The organism is Streptomyces sp. NPDC016640, assembly GCF_043076215.1.
In the GTDB taxonomy this organism is placed as follows: Bacteria; Actinomycetota; Actinomycetes; order Streptomycetales; family Streptomycetaceae; genus Streptomyces.
Genome location: NZ_JBIBRG010000002.1, coordinates 700,599 through 714,835 on the forward strand (window position 1 = coordinate 700,599; position 14,237 = coordinate 714,835).

Below are 14,237 nucleotides of genomic sequence, written 5' to 3' on the forward strand. Positions count from 1 at the left end.
TTCCGACTGGCCCCGAATACCCGTTTGAAACCTGGGCGGGCGCCGGGCGTACGACGACGGCCCCCGCCCGCGAGGGGCGAGGGCCGCGACGAGGAGGGGCGGGAGATCAGCCGCGCTGGATGCCGGAGGTGTCCTGGAGGACACCGCGACGGCCGTCCTGCGTCTGGGCGATCAGCACCGGGCCGCGCTGCTCGACCGCCAGGTACCAGGTACCGGGGGCCAGTTCGGCGATCGGCGTGGGCGAGCCGTCCTCCGGGAACAGCGGCCGGGGCACCGGCACCGCGAACCAGAACGGCGAGAAGTCACCGGCGGGCGCCGGGGCGGGCTGCCCCTGCTGCGGCTGCTGCGGCTGGCCCGGGTAGGGCTGCTGCCCCGGCTGACCGGGGTGGCCCGGCTGCGGCTGACCGCCGAAGGACGCCTGCTGCGCCCCCGGGTAGCCGTAACCGCCGGGCGGCTGGGCGCCGTAGGGCTGCGGGGCGGCGGGGCGGGCGGCCGGGAGGAGGGAACCCTTCAGGGCGGGCACCAGGGGCGTGGCGACGGCGGCCGCGGCCATGACGAGCGTGGCGACGAGGGCCAGGATCAGACCGGTGCCGGCGTCGGGGCCGTCGCCGCCGCCCTCGAAGTTGTCGGCACCGCCGGCCACGTCGAAGATGTTGCCGAGCGCGCACCAGGCGGCGAACACCGTGAACGCGATGCCGAACTGGCCGAGGTCGAGCCCCGCGACCTTCGGCGGCTGCGGCAGCGCGCGGGCGGCGACGACGAGCGCGGCGCCGATGAGGCCCGCCAGCACGACCCCGAGCACGACCGGACCGCTGCCCCACAGGCTGGGCAGGTCGAAGCTGTCGGGTGCGCCGTCGACGGAGTAGAGGTCCAGGAACGACGCGATGAACAGCAACACCGCTGCTCCGATCACCACGCCGTCGCCTCGAGTGAGGGAGCGGATATTCACTTCAGGTCCTTCGTAGGTCGTCTCGTCGTCGGAAGAGGCGTCGCTGTCACCTGTCGCCCGAAGGCCCCGTGTGAAGCGCGGGGGTGGCCCCTCATCGTAGGGACGACATTATCGTCCGCACGATCGGGCTGTCCGCCGGGACCGGCGGGCCGGACATCACCCGCGCAGGAAACTCACGATTCCGTCGGAAATTCCTCGCGCCGCCTTCTGCCGCCAGGCACCGCTGGTCAGCAGTGCCGCGTCCTTGCTATCGCGCATGTTGCCGCACTCGATGAACACCTTGGGAACCGTTGACAGATTGAGACCGCCCAGGTCCTCACGTGTGACGAGACCGGTACCGCCGCCGGCGTAGTTGGAGGGCGCGCTGCCGGTGACGCGCACGAAGCTGCCCGCGATGCGCTCGCCGAGCTCGCGGGAGGGCTCGACGATGGCCCGGGTGTCGGCGGCACCGGCCCGGACGGAGCCGGGCAGGATCACGTGGAAGCCGCGGTTGCCGGCGCCCGAACCGTCCGCGTGGAGCGAGACGACGGCGTCGGCCTTCGCCCCGTTGCCGATCCGGGCCCGCTCGTCCACGCACGGCCCGAACGGCCGGTCGTCGTCCTGGGTCAGCCGCACGGTGGCGCCCTGCTCCTGGAGGAGCGCGCGCATCCGGTGGGCGAGGTCCAGGGTGAACTCGGCCTCGGTGTAACCGTCGTTGGTGGAGGTGCCGGTGGTGTCGCACTCCTTGCGGTTCGTCCCGATGTCCACCTGGCGGTTGATCTCGGAGACGTGCCGGAAGTTGCCCGGGTTGTGCCCCGGATCGATGACGACGACCTTGCCCCTGAGCGGCCCGGACGCGGCGGGGGCCGAGGCGGAGGGGGACTTCGTCGTGGGGGAGGCGCCGGGCTCGCCGCCGCCGGAGTCGCCGGTCGGTGACGCCGCGGCCGAGGACGGCGCCCGCGAGGCGGCCGACGCGGAGGGCGGGGAGGACACCGACGGGGACGCGTCCGCCGCCCCCTCGTCGTCCCCCGGCCCGCCCACGGACGCGTACACCGCCCACCCGAGCAACGCCCCCGGCACCAGCGCCGCGAGCGCCACGGTCAGGGGCCCGCGCCGGGAACGCCGGGACTGGGGCGGATCGAAACCAGGACCTGTGTACGACACACAGCCACCCTAGCGCCGCGCCGGCCGGGGTTCGCCCCGGCCGGCGCGGCACCAGCGGTGGCTCAGACGCCCGCGCCGGTCCGGCGCAGTACGCGCAGCGAACCGGTGGCCGAGACCTCGGTGAACGCGCCGGACTCCAGGGCCCGGAGGTAGACGCGGTACGGGGCCTGGCCGGTGAACTCGTCGGCCGGGTCGGGGAAGACGTCGTGGATGACGAGGAGGCCGCCCTCGGCGACGTGCGGGCCCCAGCCCTCGTAGTCGGCGCCGGCGTGCTCGTCGGTGTGACCGCCGTCGACGAAGACGAGGGACAGGGGGGTGTTCCACAGGGCCGCGATCCGCGGGGAGCCGCCGACCAGGGCGACCACGTGCTCCTCCAGGCCCGCCTTGTGCAGGGTGCGGCGGAAGGTGGGCAGGGTGTCCATCAGGCCGAGTTCGGGGTCGACCGTCTCCGGGTCGTGGTAGTCCCAGCCGGGCTGCTGCTCCTCGCTGCCGCGGTGGTGGTCCACGGTGAGGGCGGTGACCCCGGCCGCGCGGGCCGCGTCGGCCAGCAGGATCGTGGAGCGGCCGCAGTAGGTGCCGACCTCCAGGAGCGGCAGCCCCAGCCGGGCCGCCCCGGTGGCCGCCGCGTACAGGGCGAGGCCCTCGTCCACGGGCATGAAGCCCTTCGCCGCCTCGAACGCGGCCAGGATTCCGGGCCCGGGTGTCATCGCCATGGGGCTTGCCTCTCCCGAGGTCGTACGGGTGTGCACGGACCCATGCTGCCGTACCCCCGGCCGGCCCGGCCGACAGGGGGTACCGGCGGGTAACCGGGTCAGGCGGGGACCGTCTCGCCCGGCAGGGACAGGTCCAGGTCGACCGGCCGTCCGTCGCCCGCGTGGGCCGCCGGGGCGGTGAGCGGGGCATGGCCGCCGGCGCGGGCGGCGAGGACGTACGGGCCCCGCGCGGGGACGGCGAGGGCGTAGCGGCCGTCGTCGGCGGAGACGGTGGCGCCCGCCCGGCGGCCGTGGCGGTCGGTCAGCGTGATCTCGGCGCGGGCGACCGGGCGGCCGGCCGCGTCCAGGACCCGGCCGCGGAAGCCGTGCGGGGCCGTCTCCGCGCGCTCCGGGCGGACGTCCTCCCCACTGCTCGCCCGCAGCCGCGCCGAGGGACGCCCGCCGGGCAGGAACAGGGCCAGCGCCAGGCCCACGGCCACCGCGGCCGTCGCGATCAGGAAGGAGATCCGGAAACCGTGCAGGGTCGGGACGGCCACCCCGCCCACGGTGTCCGCCGTGTCGGCCAGCACCATCCCGATGACGGCGCTCGACACCGACGTGCCGATGGAGCGCATCAGGGTGTTGAGGCCGTTCGCCGCGCCGGTCTCCGAGGCCGGGACCGCGTTGGTGATCAGCGCGGGCAGGGAGGAGTAGGCGAGGCCGATGCCCGCGCCGATGACCACCGAGGTGACGACGGTCTGCCAGGCGGCGTCCATCAGGCCGAGGCCGCCGACGTAGCCGGCCGCGATGATCAGCAGACCGAGGACGAGGGTGCTCTTCGGGCCGTACCGGGCGGACAGGCGGGCGTAGACGGGGGCGGTGAACATCATCGTCAGGCCCAGCGGCGCCACGCACAGGCCCGCGACGACCATCGACCGGCCGAGCCCGTGGCCGGTGCCGGCCGGCAGCTGGAGCAGCTGGGGGAGGACCAGGGAGACGACGAAGAAGGAGACCCCGATCATGATCGACGCGAGGTTGGTGAGCAGGACCTGGCGGCGGGCGGTGGTGCGCAGGTCCACCAGGGGCGCGGACAGGCGCAGTTCCATCACGCCCCACAGGAGGAGGACCACGGCCGCGGCGCCGAACAGGGTGAGCGTGGTGCCGGAGGTCCAGCCCCAGTCGCCGCCCTTGGAGAGGGGGAGCAGGAACAGCAGGAGCCCGGCGGACAGGCCCAGCGCTCCCGGCAGGTCGAAGGTGCCCCCGGCGCGGGCCGGGGACTCCGGTACGACGAGCAGGGTGAGCGCGATCGCGAGGACGCCGAGGCCGGCGGCGCCGAAGTAGAGGGCGTGCCAGTCGGAGTGCTGGGCGACCAGCGCGGCGGCGGGCAGCGCGAGCCCGCCGCCGACGCCTATGGAGGAGCTCATCAGGGCCATCGCGGAACCGAGCCGCTCGCGGGGCAGCAGGTCGCGCATCAGGCCGATGCCGAGCGGGATGGCGCCCATCGCGAAGCCCTGGAGCGTACGGCCGGCGATCATCACCAGCAGATCACTGGTGAACGCGCTGACCAGGGCGCCGACCACCATCACCGCGAGGCTGGTGACCAGCATGCGCCGCTTGCCGTACAGATCGCCGAGGCGGCCCATGATCGGGGTGGCCACCGCGCCGGACAGCAGGGTCGAGGTCAGCACCCAGGTGGCGTCGGCGGGCGCCGTGTCCAGCAGACGCGGCAGATCCTTGATGACCGGGACCAGCAGGGTCTGCATCACCGCGACGACGATGCCCGCGAAGGCGAGCACCGGGACCACGGGCCCGCCCGCTCTGCCGGAGGGACGGTCGGTTGTCGTCTGCGTCATGAAGGATGCCTCCAGGGGCGGCCGCGGCAGGGAATACGTGCAGAACGAACCCCGTACACCGAGGCAACTATTCCGATGGTTCGGCACCCTAACGAATTCTTGACCGTTCCTTTGGCATCGCCCCCCGCCTGGGACGGACCGCGCCTCCGGCGGCACCCGGGGAGGTCGGCGCGTAATCGACGCTGCGGGGGACACCGCACGGCTGAGAACATGGCGCACATGCTCGAAGCCACCGACGCCACGCGCACGCCTGTCCGCACCAAACGCCCCATGTGGCTGGTGGTGGCGCTCACCTGCGCCGGGCAGTTCCTCGTCGTGCTCGACATCTCCGTGGTGAACGTCGCGCTGCCGTCGATGCGCACCGACCTGGCGCTCGACGAGCAGGGCCTGCAGTGGGTGGTGAACGCGTACGCCATCGCCTTCGCCGGCTTCATGCTGCTCGGCGGGCGCGCGGGCGACCTCTACGGGCGCAAGCGCATGTTCCTCGTCGGACTCGGCCTGTTCACGCTGGCCTCGCTGGCCGGCGGGCTCGCCCAGGAGGGCTGGCAGCTGCTGCTGGCCCGGGCGGCGCAGGGACTCGGGGCGGCCGTCCTGTCGCCCGCCACGCTCACCATCCTCACCTCCGCGGTACCGGAGGGCGCGGCCCGCGCCCGGGCCATCGCCACCTGGACGGCCGTCGGGGCGGGCGGCGGCGCGGCCGGCGGGTTCGTCGGCGGGGTGCTGGTGGACGTGCTGTCGTGGCGGTGGGTGCTGCTGATCAACGTACCCGTCGGGGCGATCGTGCTGGCCGGGGCCATCCGCCGGCTGGTGGAGAGCCGGGCCGGCGACGGGCGGCGGCTCGACCTGCCGGGCGCGGTGCTGGTGACCGCCGGCCTCGCCACCCTGGCGTACGGCATATCGCAGACCGAGGCGGAGGGCTGGACGGCCGCCGCGGCCCTGGTGCCACTGTGCGCCGGACTCGCCCTCATCGCCCTGTTCCTGCTCGTCGAGGCGCGGGCCAAGGCCCCGCTGATGCCCCTCGGACTGCTGCGGCTGCGCTCGGTGGCGTCGGCGAACACGGCCATGTTCCTGACCGGCTCCGCACTGTTCTGCATGTGGTTCTTCATGACCCTGTACGTGCAGAACGTGCTCGGCTACACCCCGCTGGAGGCGGGACTGGCCCTGGTGCCCAGCTCGCTCGCCGTGATCTTCGGCTCCAAGTTCGCGCCCCGGCTGATGCGTACGGCAGGCCCGCGCACCGTGGCGGTGCTCGGCACGCTGATCGCCACGACCGGCTTCGGCTGGCAGTCGACGATGACCGCGGACGGCGGGTACGCGACCTCGGTCCTGTTCCCCGGCCTGCTGATGATGCTGGGCGCGGGCCTCGCCGGGACCCCGCTGGCCGCCCTGGCCACCTCCGGCGCGGCACCGGGGGAGGCCGGTCTGGTCTCCGGGCTGGTCAACACCTCCCGCACGATGGGCGGCTCACTGGGACTCGCGGTCATGTCGACCATCGCGGCGACCCACACGGCGGGCGCCCCCCGGACCCCGGAGACCCTGGCGGAGGGGTACTCGGTGGTGTTCGCCACGGGGGCGGTCGTGCTGGCCGCCGGGGCGGTGCTGATGTGGGTGTGGCTGCCCAGGCGGACGGCGACGGCGCACTGAGCGCTCGGCCGGCACCCGTCCGGCGCCGGGTCGTACGGGTCTTCCCGCGGCCCGCGGCCCCTCCATCGACGACGACCGGAGATCCATGCCCATCGACGCAGCCGAGGCGCTCGCCGCCCCGCCCCGCACCGGTGACATCTCCTGGACGGTCAAGGACGTCCTGCTCTACCACCTCGGCATCGGCGCGGGCCGGCCCGCCACCGACCCCGGTGAACTGCGCTACACCCTGGAGTCCCGGCTGCACGTGCTGCCGAGCTTCGCCACCGTCGCGGGCGCCGGACCGCCCGGTGTGACCGGCGCCCTGTCCATGCCCGGCGTCGACGTCGACCTGGCCCGGGTCCTGCACGGCGGGCAGTCGCTCACCGTGCACCGGCCGCTGCCGGCCGAGGGCACCGCCACCACCACGGACCGCATCGTCGCCGTGCACGACAAGGGCGGGGCGGCCGTGCTCGTCCTGCGCACCGACGCCGCCGACGCCGACGGGCCGCTGTGGACCGCCGAGGCGCGCATCCACGTACGCGGTGAGGGCGGCTGGGGCGGTGACCGGGGCCCGTCCGTGCGGCGCGAGGCGCCCGCCGGGCCGCCGGACCGGACCCTCGAGCGGCCCGTCCGGGAGGACCAGGCCCTGCTCTACCGGCTCTCCGGCGACTTCAACCCGCTGCACGCCGACCCCGGGTTCGCCGCGCTCGCCGGTTTCGAGCGGCCCGTCCTGCACGGGCTGTGCACCTACGGCATGACGCTCAAGGCGGTCGTCGACACCGAACTCGGCGGCGATGTCACCCGCGTCCGCGCCTACTCCGCCCGGTTCGCGGGAGTCGCCCATCCGGGCGAGACGCTGCGGATCCGGATGTGGCGCGGGGACGGCGCGGTGCGGGTGGTGGTGAGCGCCGTCGAGCGGGAGGACGCGCCGGTGCTCGCCGACACCACCGTCGAACACCGCTGAGACGGCGAGCGGTTCACCCGGGGGAAGACGCACGGTCCCGCCCGTCGGGCGACGGGCGGGACCGTGCGGGGGAGCGCCGCGGACTGACGGATCGTCAGACGGCGCACCCCGCGTGTTCGTTCTCCTGGACCGGCCTGCGGTGCCGGCCGCGCGGGGACGCCTCGGCGTCCTGCGTGGAAACCGGTCCCCGGTGCCTGCCGTGTCCGGCGGCGGCCCGCGCGTCCTCGGCGGACTGCGGCTCGTTCGTGCGGAACTCGTTCATCTGAAGGAATTCACCCCGTAAACATGATCTTTCCTACAACCGGGCGAGTCTAACCGGCACACCACGACCCGAATCCAGACGGCCACGCCGACCGCCGCTACTTCGTTACAAGCCGCCCCAGAGGCGCTTGCCGCAAGGGCACGGGGCGGGGAGCGGCGGGGGTGCCGGGGCCGCCCGGAGCCGTGGTCCCGGCGGCCGCCGCCGGCCGGCCGCCGGCCATCGGCCCGAAGGAGAACGGGAGTCCACCGCAAGCCGCCGGAGAGCCACCGGGGTCCGTGGTGTTCGTCGGATCCGCCGGCGGACGGACGCCCGGGCCCTCCGGCGGACGGACTCCCACGTCCCGCGGCCGGCTCTCCGGCAGGTGGACTCCCAGGCCCTCCGGCCGGCGCTCCTGCCCCGGTGCCCGCAGCCCGGCCACCCCGCACGGCACCGCCCGGGTGGCGTACGGCAGGCGCAGCACCCCGTCCGCCGTCCACAGCCCGGAACCCGTCAACCACCCCTCCGGCGCCGGGAAGTGGTGCACCTGACGTTCCGCGGGCCGCCACACCCCCACCCAGCTGCCGAGCGCGCCGTCGATGCGCAGCGCCACCGCGCACCCCTCCGGGGTCAGCATCTGCCCCGGCTGGATCGCGAACGGCGTGACCGCGCAGTCCGCCAGCCGCAGGCAGTCCGGGAAACGCACCGGCAGCGTGCTGCCCAGCACCCCCCAGCCCAGCCGGTCCCGTCCGGGCGAGGGCGCGTCCGAGCGGATCAGCAGCAGCCCGCTGTCCGGGTCGGCGAGCAGCACCCGGTCGTCGCTCTCGGCGGTGATCTGCAGCAACGGGGACATCTCGCCGCCGCGTTCCAGGTCCACCACGACCGCCTTGGTGCGCCCGCCGGTCTCCCGGTCCAGGGCCAGCATCCGCCCCTCGCGGTCCAGCCACACCCCGCCCGAGCAGCGGCCGGGCACCTCCGCGAGCCGCTCGGGCCCGAACGCGCCGCCCGCCACCCGCCACACCGCCGTCGAGCGCGGGCCCACGGCGAGGGCGTACGCCCGCTCCCCGCCCGGGGCGGGCGGCAGCAGCCGCAGCCGGGTGTCCCCGTCCGGGCGGTCGACCGTGCCCAGCGCCAGTTCGCCGGTGCCGGGGCCGGTGGGGTACAGCAGGGAGAAGGCGTGCCGCCCCTCCACCAGCCGGTGGATCAGCACCCGCCCGTCGCTCAGGGGCTGCACCTCGGTGCCGGGCTCCTCGGGCTGGTTGCCGGGCAGCGGAACCGCGTAGGGCTCGGGGCCGTCCAGGGTCCAGCGCTCCGGGAAGAAGGAGTCGCCGGCGAGGGCGAGGCGTGCGGCGTAGCAACCGTCCGCGGTGATGGCGCAGCCCGCCCGCCCGGCTCCGTCCTCGTGTTCCGTCGCAGGTTCGATGGCACAGACCGTCATCGTTCGGTCACCTCCGGTGACGAACGGTAGTTTTCGCGTGCGCGGGCGGCGGAGCTGTGGGCCCGCACTTCACACGTAAGGGTGCTCCAGGAACGATTCGCCTGAGGAAGCGGAGGGCCGTGTGCTCCAGGGAGGCGGTACTCGCGCACGAAACGGCCAGGTAGCCTTGCAGGCGTGCCCCGTCTGTCTGAAGTCATCGCCGCGCTGGAGGAACTGTGGCCCGCCGAGCGGGCCGAGTCCTGGGACGCGGTCGGCACCGTCGTGGGCGAACCCGGCCAGGAGGTCACGCGGGTCCTGTTCGCCGTCGACCCGGTCCAGGAGACCGTCGACGAGGCGGTGAAGCTGGACGCCGACCTGCTCGTCACCCACCACCCGCTCTACCTGCGCGGGACCACCACCGTCGCTGCCTCCACCTCCAAGGGCCGGGTGGTGCACACGCTCATCAAGAACGACATCGCGCTGCACGTCGCCCACACCAACGCCGACACCGCCGACCCGGGTGTCTCCGACGCCCTCGCCGGCGCCCTGGACCTCAGGGTCGTACGGCCCCTCGTCCCGGACCCCGCCGATCCCGCGGGCCGCCGGGGCCTGGGCCGCGTGTGCGAGCTCGACCACCCGCTGACCGTCCGCGACCTCGCCGCCCGCGCCGCCGAGCGCCTCCCGGCCACCGCGCAGGGCATCCGCGTCGCCGGCGACCCCGACGCGCTCGTGCGCACGGTCGCCGTCAGCGGGGGTTCCGGAGACAGCCTCTTCGACCACGTACGGGCCGCGGGCGTGGACGCCTTCCTCACCGCGGACCTGCGCCACCACCCGGCCTCCGAGTTCGTCGCGGACCGGGCCCACGGCCCCCTCGCGCTGCTCGACGCGGCGCACTGGGCCACCGAGTGGCCCTGGTGCGAGCTGGCCGCAGCCCAGCTCGACGCCCTCTCCGACCGCCACGGGTGGGGGCTTCGGGTGCACGTCTCGAAGACGGTCACCGACCCCTGGACCGCCCACGCGGCGTCCTCCCGCCCGTCGCCCGCCACCACCACCCCTCCAGGGAGCGCTTCGCGCGCCCCTTCCGAATCCGACCCATCTGGAGCCCCCAACTGAACGCCGCGTCCGCCGACCAGATCCGACTCCTCGACGTCCAGGACCTCGACGTCCGACTCCAGCAGCTCGCGCACAAGCGCAGGTCGCTGCCCGAGCACGCCGAGATCGAGTCGCTGGGCCGGGACCTCACCCAGCTGCGCGACCTGCTCGTCGCCGCGCAGACCGAGGAGAGCGACTGCGCCCGCGAGCAGACCAAGGCGGAGCAGGACGTCGACCAGGTGCGCCAGCGCGCCGTCCGCGACCAGAAGCGCCTCGACTCCGGTGCCGTCTCCTCGCCCAAGGACCTGGAGAACCTCCAGCGCGAGATCGCCTCCCTCGCCAAGCGGCAGGGCGCCCTCGAGGACGTCGTCCTGGAGGTCATGGAGCGCCGCGAGTCCGCGCAGGAGCGGGTCGCCGAACTGACCGAGCGGGTCGGCTCCGTGCAGGGGAGGATCGACGACGCGACCGCGCGCCGGGACGCGTCCGTCGAGGAGATCGACGGCGAGGTGGCCTCGGTGACCAAGGAGCGCGAGGTCGTCGCCGCCTCCGTGCCCGAGGCACTGCTGGGGCTGTACGACAAGCTGCGCGCACAGCAGGGCGGCATCGGCGCGGCGAAGCTGTACGCCCGCACCTGCCAGGGCTGCCGTCAGGAGCTCGCCATCACCGAGCTGAACGAGATCCGCTCCGCCGCCCCCGACACGGTGGTGCGCTGCGAGAACTGCCGCCGCATCCTGGTGCGTACGTCGGAGTCGGGACTGTAGGGGCCGGCGGCGATGCGGGAGTTCATCGTCGAGGCGGACGGCGGGTCGCGGGGCAACCCGGGGCCCGCGGGCTACGGGGCCGTGGTGAGCGACGCGGCCACGGGCGAGACGCTGGCGGAGGCGGCCGAGTACCTCGGCGTCGCCACGAACAACGTCGCCGAGTACCGGGGCCTGCTGGCCGGCCTGCGCGCCGCCCGTGAACTGGACCCCCAGGCCGCGGTCCACGTCCGGATGGACTCCAAGCTGGTCATCGAGCAGATGACGGGCCGCTGGAAGATCAAGCACCCCGCGATGAAGCCGCTCGCGGCGGAAGCGGCGCGAGTCTTCGCGCCGGGGCGGGTGACGTACGAGTGGATCCCGCGCGAGCGGAACAAGCACGCCGACCGCCTGGCCAACGAGGCGATGGACGCGGGCAAGCGGGGCGAGGCCTGGTCGCCCGCGGCCTCGCGGGCCGCCCTGGACACCCCGGCGGCGCGTCCCGCGACGCCCGGCCCCTCAGGTCCGTCCGGGGCCGCGGGTGCCGGGGCCGACGCCGGGGTGCGGGCCGCCGGGACCGACGTCGTCTCCGAGGGCGCCGACGCTGCCGCGGGCGCCGGTGCCGATGTGCGGGCCGCGCAGGCCGTGGCCACCCCCCGGGCCGGGTGGGCGCCCGCCGACATGGGGCCCCCGGCCACGTTCGTCCTGCTCCGGCACGGTGAGACCCCGCTGACTCCGCAGAAACGCTTCTCGGGCAGCGGAGGCAGCGACCCCTCGCTCTCCGAAACCGGCCGGGAGCAGGCCGAGCGGACCGCCGCCGCGCTCGCCCGGCGCGGCACCGTCCAGGCGGTCGTCGCCTCCCCCCTCGCCCGCACCCGCGAGACCGCCGGCATCGTCGCCGCCCGCCTCGGTCTCGACGTGAGCGTGGAGGACGGCCTGCGCGAGACCGACTTCGGCGCCTGGGAGGGCCTCACCTTCGGCGAGGTCCGCGAACGCCACCCCGAGGACCTGAACGCCTGGCTGTCCTCCCCGGACGCCGAACCCACCGGCGGCGGCGAGAGCTTCGCGGCCACCGCCACCCGCATCGCCGCGACCCGCGACAAGCTGATCGCCGCGCACGCCGGCCGCACGGTCCTGCTCGTCACCCACGTGACACCGATCAAGACCCTGATGCGCCTCGCCCTGGGCGCCCCGCCCGAGGCCCTGTTTCGCATGGAACTCTCGGCGGCCTCACTGTCCGCCGTGGCGTACTACGCCGACGGCAACGCCAGCGTCCGCCTGTTCAACGACACCTCGCACCTGCGCTGAGCCCGGCCGCCGCACGCGCCAGCCGCTCGACCCGGTCCCAGTCCCGGGCGGCCACCGCGTCCGCCGGAAGCATCCAACTGCCGCCCACACACGCCACGTTGGGCAGTGCGAGATAATCCGGCGCGGAATCGGGCCCGATGCCTCCGGTCGGGCAGAAACGGGCCTGCGGCAGCGGCCCGGCGAGCGACTTCAGGTACGCGGTCCCGCCCGCGGCCCGCGCCGGGAAGAACTTCATCTCCCGCACCCCGCGCTCCAGCAGCGCCACCACCTCCGAGGCGGTCGACACCCCCGGCAGGAACGGCACCCCGGACGCCCGCATCGCGTCCAGCAGCACGTCCGTCCACCCCGGGCTGACCAGGAACCGCGCCCCGGCATCCACCGCCTCGCCCACCTGCCCGGGCGTGATCACCGTCCCGGCCCCGACCACGGCGTCCGGCACCGCACCGGCGACCGCCCGGATGGCGTCGAGGGCGGCGGGCGTCCGCAGGGTCACCTCGATCGCGGGCAGCCCCCCGGCCACCAGCGCACGCGCCAGCGGTACGGCGTCGGCGGCGTCCTCGACGACGACGACGGGCACGACGGGGGCGAGATCGAGGACCGAGGAGGGCAGCGCAGAACTCATGGCGTCATCCTGCCCACCCGGTGCGCGGTGCGCAAAGGGCGTTGCGCATGCTGCAACCCGCGCGCTGTCCGGGATTCAGTGCACCTCGGTCACCAGCACGTCCAGCGCCCACGCCGTCCCCGGCTTCGCCGGTGCCGTCGCCTCCACCTCGTACCCGAGATCCCGCAGCGCCTCCACCAGCCCGGCGGGGTCCTCCGGTGCCGTCCCGGCCGTCAGCAGACTCCGCACGATCCGTCCCTTGGTCGCCTTGTTGAAGTGGCTGACCACCTTCCGGGTGGGCGCGTGCAGCACCCGTACGGTCGCCGTCCGCCCGGCCACCTCGCCCTTCGGCTTCCAGGCCGCCGCGTACGCCGCCGACCGCAGGTCGAGGACCAGCCCGCCCCCGGCCGCCTCCGGCAGCACCTCGGCCATCGGCGCCCGCCAGTGTCCGCTCAGCGCGCCCAGTCCGGGCAGTCTCACGCCCATCGAGCAGCGGTAGGAGGGGATCCGGTCGGTGACCCGGACCGCGCCCCACAGTCCGGAGAACACCAGGAGGGACCCGGCGGCCCGCCGCTTCGCCGCCGTGCCGAGGGACGCCAGGTCCAGGGCGTCGTACAGCACGCCGGTGTAGATCTCCCTGGCGGGCCGGGCCCCGGCGGTCCGCAGTTCCGTGTTCTTCGCGACCTCGCCCCGCAGTCCCTCGCTCAGTCCGAGCACCTCGCGCGCCTTGTCCTCGTCGCCGGTGCACAGGTCCACCAGTTCGGCGAGGACGGCCTCGCGGGCGGCGGCCAGCCCCGGCAGCGACAGCGACTCGGGCTTCAGCGGGGCGCCGCGGCCGGAAGCGGCCTTGCCTTCGGACGGCGGCAGCAGGACAAGCACACGTACTCCTTCAATAGAGCTCCGGGTCAGGGTACGGCGCGCGTCAGCCGGTCCAGTTCGGCGCCGTAGAGCACCGCCGGGTCGAAACCCATGCCCGCGAAGTGGCCCGCCAGTTCCAGGGACAGCACGCCGTGCAGCCGGGACCGGAAGGACAGCGCGCGGCCCAGGGCCGCCGGATCGGCCGGATGGTCGCCCGCCCACTGCCGGTGCCGCGCGAGATGGGCCCCGGGGGGCGGTGCCGTCGTGACTGCCGTGGCCGTCGTGGCTGTCCGCACGGGCCCCGGCGCGCCGAGCCGCGTCGAGCAGGATCCCCATGATCTCGCGCGCGATCGTGGTGACGTCGTCGGGCGCGTGGTAGCCGGGGACCGGTGTGCCGTAGACGAGGAAGTAGCGCTGGGGGTCGTCGAGCGCCCACGCGCGCAGCGCGGCCCCGAGCCCGGCCAGGTCCGCGTCGCCGGACGCGGGGGCGCGCAGCGCGTCGGCCAGGCTGCGGTAGGCGTCCCGGACCAGTTCGGTGATCAGGTCGTCGCGGCCGGCGAAGTAGCGGTACAGCGCGGGTCCGCTCATGCCCATCCGCTTGGCGATGGCGTTCAGCGACAGCCCGGGCACCCCCGCCGTGGCGATCTGCTCCCGGGCGTGCTCCTTGATCTCCGCGCGCACCTGGGTGCGGTACCGCTCGCGGGGTGTCCGCCCGTCCTCGCCCGCCACGCGCCGTGCCCTTCCGCCGTCGACCGGTTGTCC

General features: G+C 74.7%; 14 protein-coding genes and 1 pseudogene. 5 read left to right on the top strand and 10 right to left on the bottom strand.

Annotation, left to right across the window (positions count from 1 at the left end):
• Positions 1-106: 106 nt before the first annotated feature.
• The 4 genes from ACF07S_RS06735 to ACF07S_RS06750 all read right to left on the bottom strand — a co-directional run bounded on the left by ACF07S_RS06735 (position 107) and on the right by ACF07S_RS06750 (position 4,637).
• Positions 107-949 (bottom strand): DUF5336 domain-containing protein, encoded by an 843-nt coding sequence (locus ACF07S_RS06735; protein ID WP_391961911.1) that lies wholly within the window; start codon positions 947-949, stop codon positions 107-109.
• A 156-nt stretch (positions 950-1,105) separates the two neighbouring features.
• Complete coding sequence (locus ACF07S_RS06740; RefSeq protein WP_391973586.1) at positions 1,106-2,092, bottom strand: N-acetylmuramoyl-L-alanine amidase; 987 nt, start codon at positions 2,090-2,092, stop codon at positions 1,106-1,108.
• A 62-nt stretch (positions 2,093-2,154) separates the two neighbouring features.
• Positions 2,155-2,805: a class I SAM-dependent methyltransferase gene (locus ACF07S_RS06745; protein ID WP_391973587.1), complete on the bottom strand. Its 651-nt coding sequence runs from the start codon at positions 2,803-2,805 to the stop codon at positions 2,155-2,157.
• A 98-nt stretch (positions 2,806-2,903) separates the two neighbouring features.
• The gene (locus tag ACF07S_RS06750; protein WP_391973588.1) at positions 2,904-4,637 is read right to left on the bottom strand and encodes an MFS transporter; all 1,734 of its coding nucleotides are present in this window, start codon (positions 4,635-4,637) and stop codon (positions 2,904-2,906) included.
• Positions 4,638-4,856: 219 nt separating this feature from the next.
• Here ACF07S_RS06750 and ACF07S_RS06755 point away from each other — a divergent pair, with 219 nt between their 5' ends.
• Both ACF07S_RS06755 and ACF07S_RS06760 read left to right on the top strand, forming a co-directional pair.
• Positions 4,857-6,281, top strand: a complete 1,425-nt coding sequence (locus ACF07S_RS06755; RefSeq protein WP_391961907.1) for an MFS transporter — start codon at positions 4,857-4,859, stop codon at positions 6,279-6,281.
• An 85-nt stretch (positions 6,282-6,366) separates the two neighbouring features.
• A complete protein-coding gene (locus tag ACF07S_RS06760; protein ID WP_391973589.1) occupies positions 6,367-7,224 on the top strand; it encodes a MaoC/PaaZ C-terminal domain-containing protein in 858 nt (285 codons plus the stop codon).
• A 94-nt stretch (positions 7,225-7,318) separates the two neighbouring features.
• On the opposite strand, the gene ACF07S_RS06765 is transcribed toward ACF07S_RS06760, so the two are convergent.
• Together ACF07S_RS06765 and ACF07S_RS06770 are read right to left on the bottom strand one after the other, a co-directional pair.
• The gene (locus tag ACF07S_RS06765) at positions 7,319-7,486 is read right to left on the bottom strand and encodes a hypothetical protein (protein WP_391961905.1); all 168 of its coding nucleotides are present in this window, start codon (positions 7,484-7,486) and stop codon (positions 7,319-7,321) included.
• Positions 7,487-7,583: 97 nt separating this feature from the next.
• A complete protein-coding gene (locus tag ACF07S_RS06770) occupies positions 7,584-8,900 on the bottom strand; it encodes a hypothetical protein (RefSeq protein WP_391961904.1) in 1,317 nt (438 codons plus the stop codon).
• A 174-nt stretch (positions 8,901-9,074) separates the two neighbouring features.
• Between ACF07S_RS06770 and ACF07S_RS06775 the strand changes: the two genes are divergently transcribed.
• Genes ACF07S_RS06775 through ACF07S_RS06785 form a run of 3 tightly spaced genes read left to right on the top strand, consistent with a single transcriptional unit; the run spans position 9,075 to position 12,016 of the window.
• Positions 9,075-9,992, top strand: a complete 918-nt coding sequence (locus ACF07S_RS06775; protein ID WP_391973590.1) for a Nif3-like dinuclear metal center hexameric protein — start codon at positions 9,075-9,077, stop codon at positions 9,990-9,992.
• Positions 9,989-10,732 carry a zinc ribbon domain-containing protein gene (locus ACF07S_RS06780; protein WP_391962468.1) on the top strand — a complete coding sequence of 248 codons (744 nt, stop codon included), beginning with the start codon at positions 9,989-9,991 and terminating at the stop codon, positions 10,730-10,732. Before ACF07S_RS06775 ends, ACF07S_RS06780 begins: the two co-directional genes overlap by 4 nt.
• 12 nt (positions 10,733-10,744) lie before the next feature.
• Complete coding sequence (locus ACF07S_RS06785) at positions 10,745-12,016, top strand: bifunctional RNase H/acid phosphatase (RefSeq protein WP_391961902.1); 1,272 nt, start codon at positions 10,745-10,747, stop codon at positions 12,014-12,016.
• Here ACF07S_RS06785 and eda read toward each other — a convergent pair.
• From eda to ACF07S_RS06805, 4 genes and pseudogenes are all read right to left on the bottom strand, one after another.
• Positions 11,991-12,638, bottom strand: a complete 648-nt coding sequence (eda, locus tag ACF07S_RS06790) for a bifunctional 4-hydroxy-2-oxoglutarate aldolase/2-dehydro-3-deoxy-phosphogluconate aldolase (RefSeq protein WP_391973591.1) — start codon at positions 12,636-12,638, stop codon at positions 11,991-11,993. The genes ACF07S_RS06785 and eda overlap by 26 nt on opposite strands.
• Positions 12,639-12,713: 75 nt before the next feature.
• Positions 12,714-13,496: a peroxide stress protein YaaA gene (yaaA, locus tag ACF07S_RS06795; protein ID WP_391973612.1), complete on the bottom strand. Its 783-nt coding sequence runs from the start codon at positions 13,494-13,496 to the stop codon at positions 12,714-12,716.
• Positions 13,497-13,522: 26 nt separating this feature from the next.
• Entirely contained in the window at positions 13,523-13,771 is a 249-nt protein-coding gene (locus tag ACF07S_RS06800) for a TetR-like C-terminal domain-containing protein (RefSeq protein ID WP_391973613.1), read from the bottom strand.
• Between the two features lie 61 nt (positions 13,772-13,832).
• Positions 13,833-14,204: pseudogene (locus ACF07S_RS06805) on the bottom strand (TetR/AcrR family transcriptional regulator); the annotation flags it as partial.
• Positions 14,205-14,237: the final 33 nt, after the last annotated feature.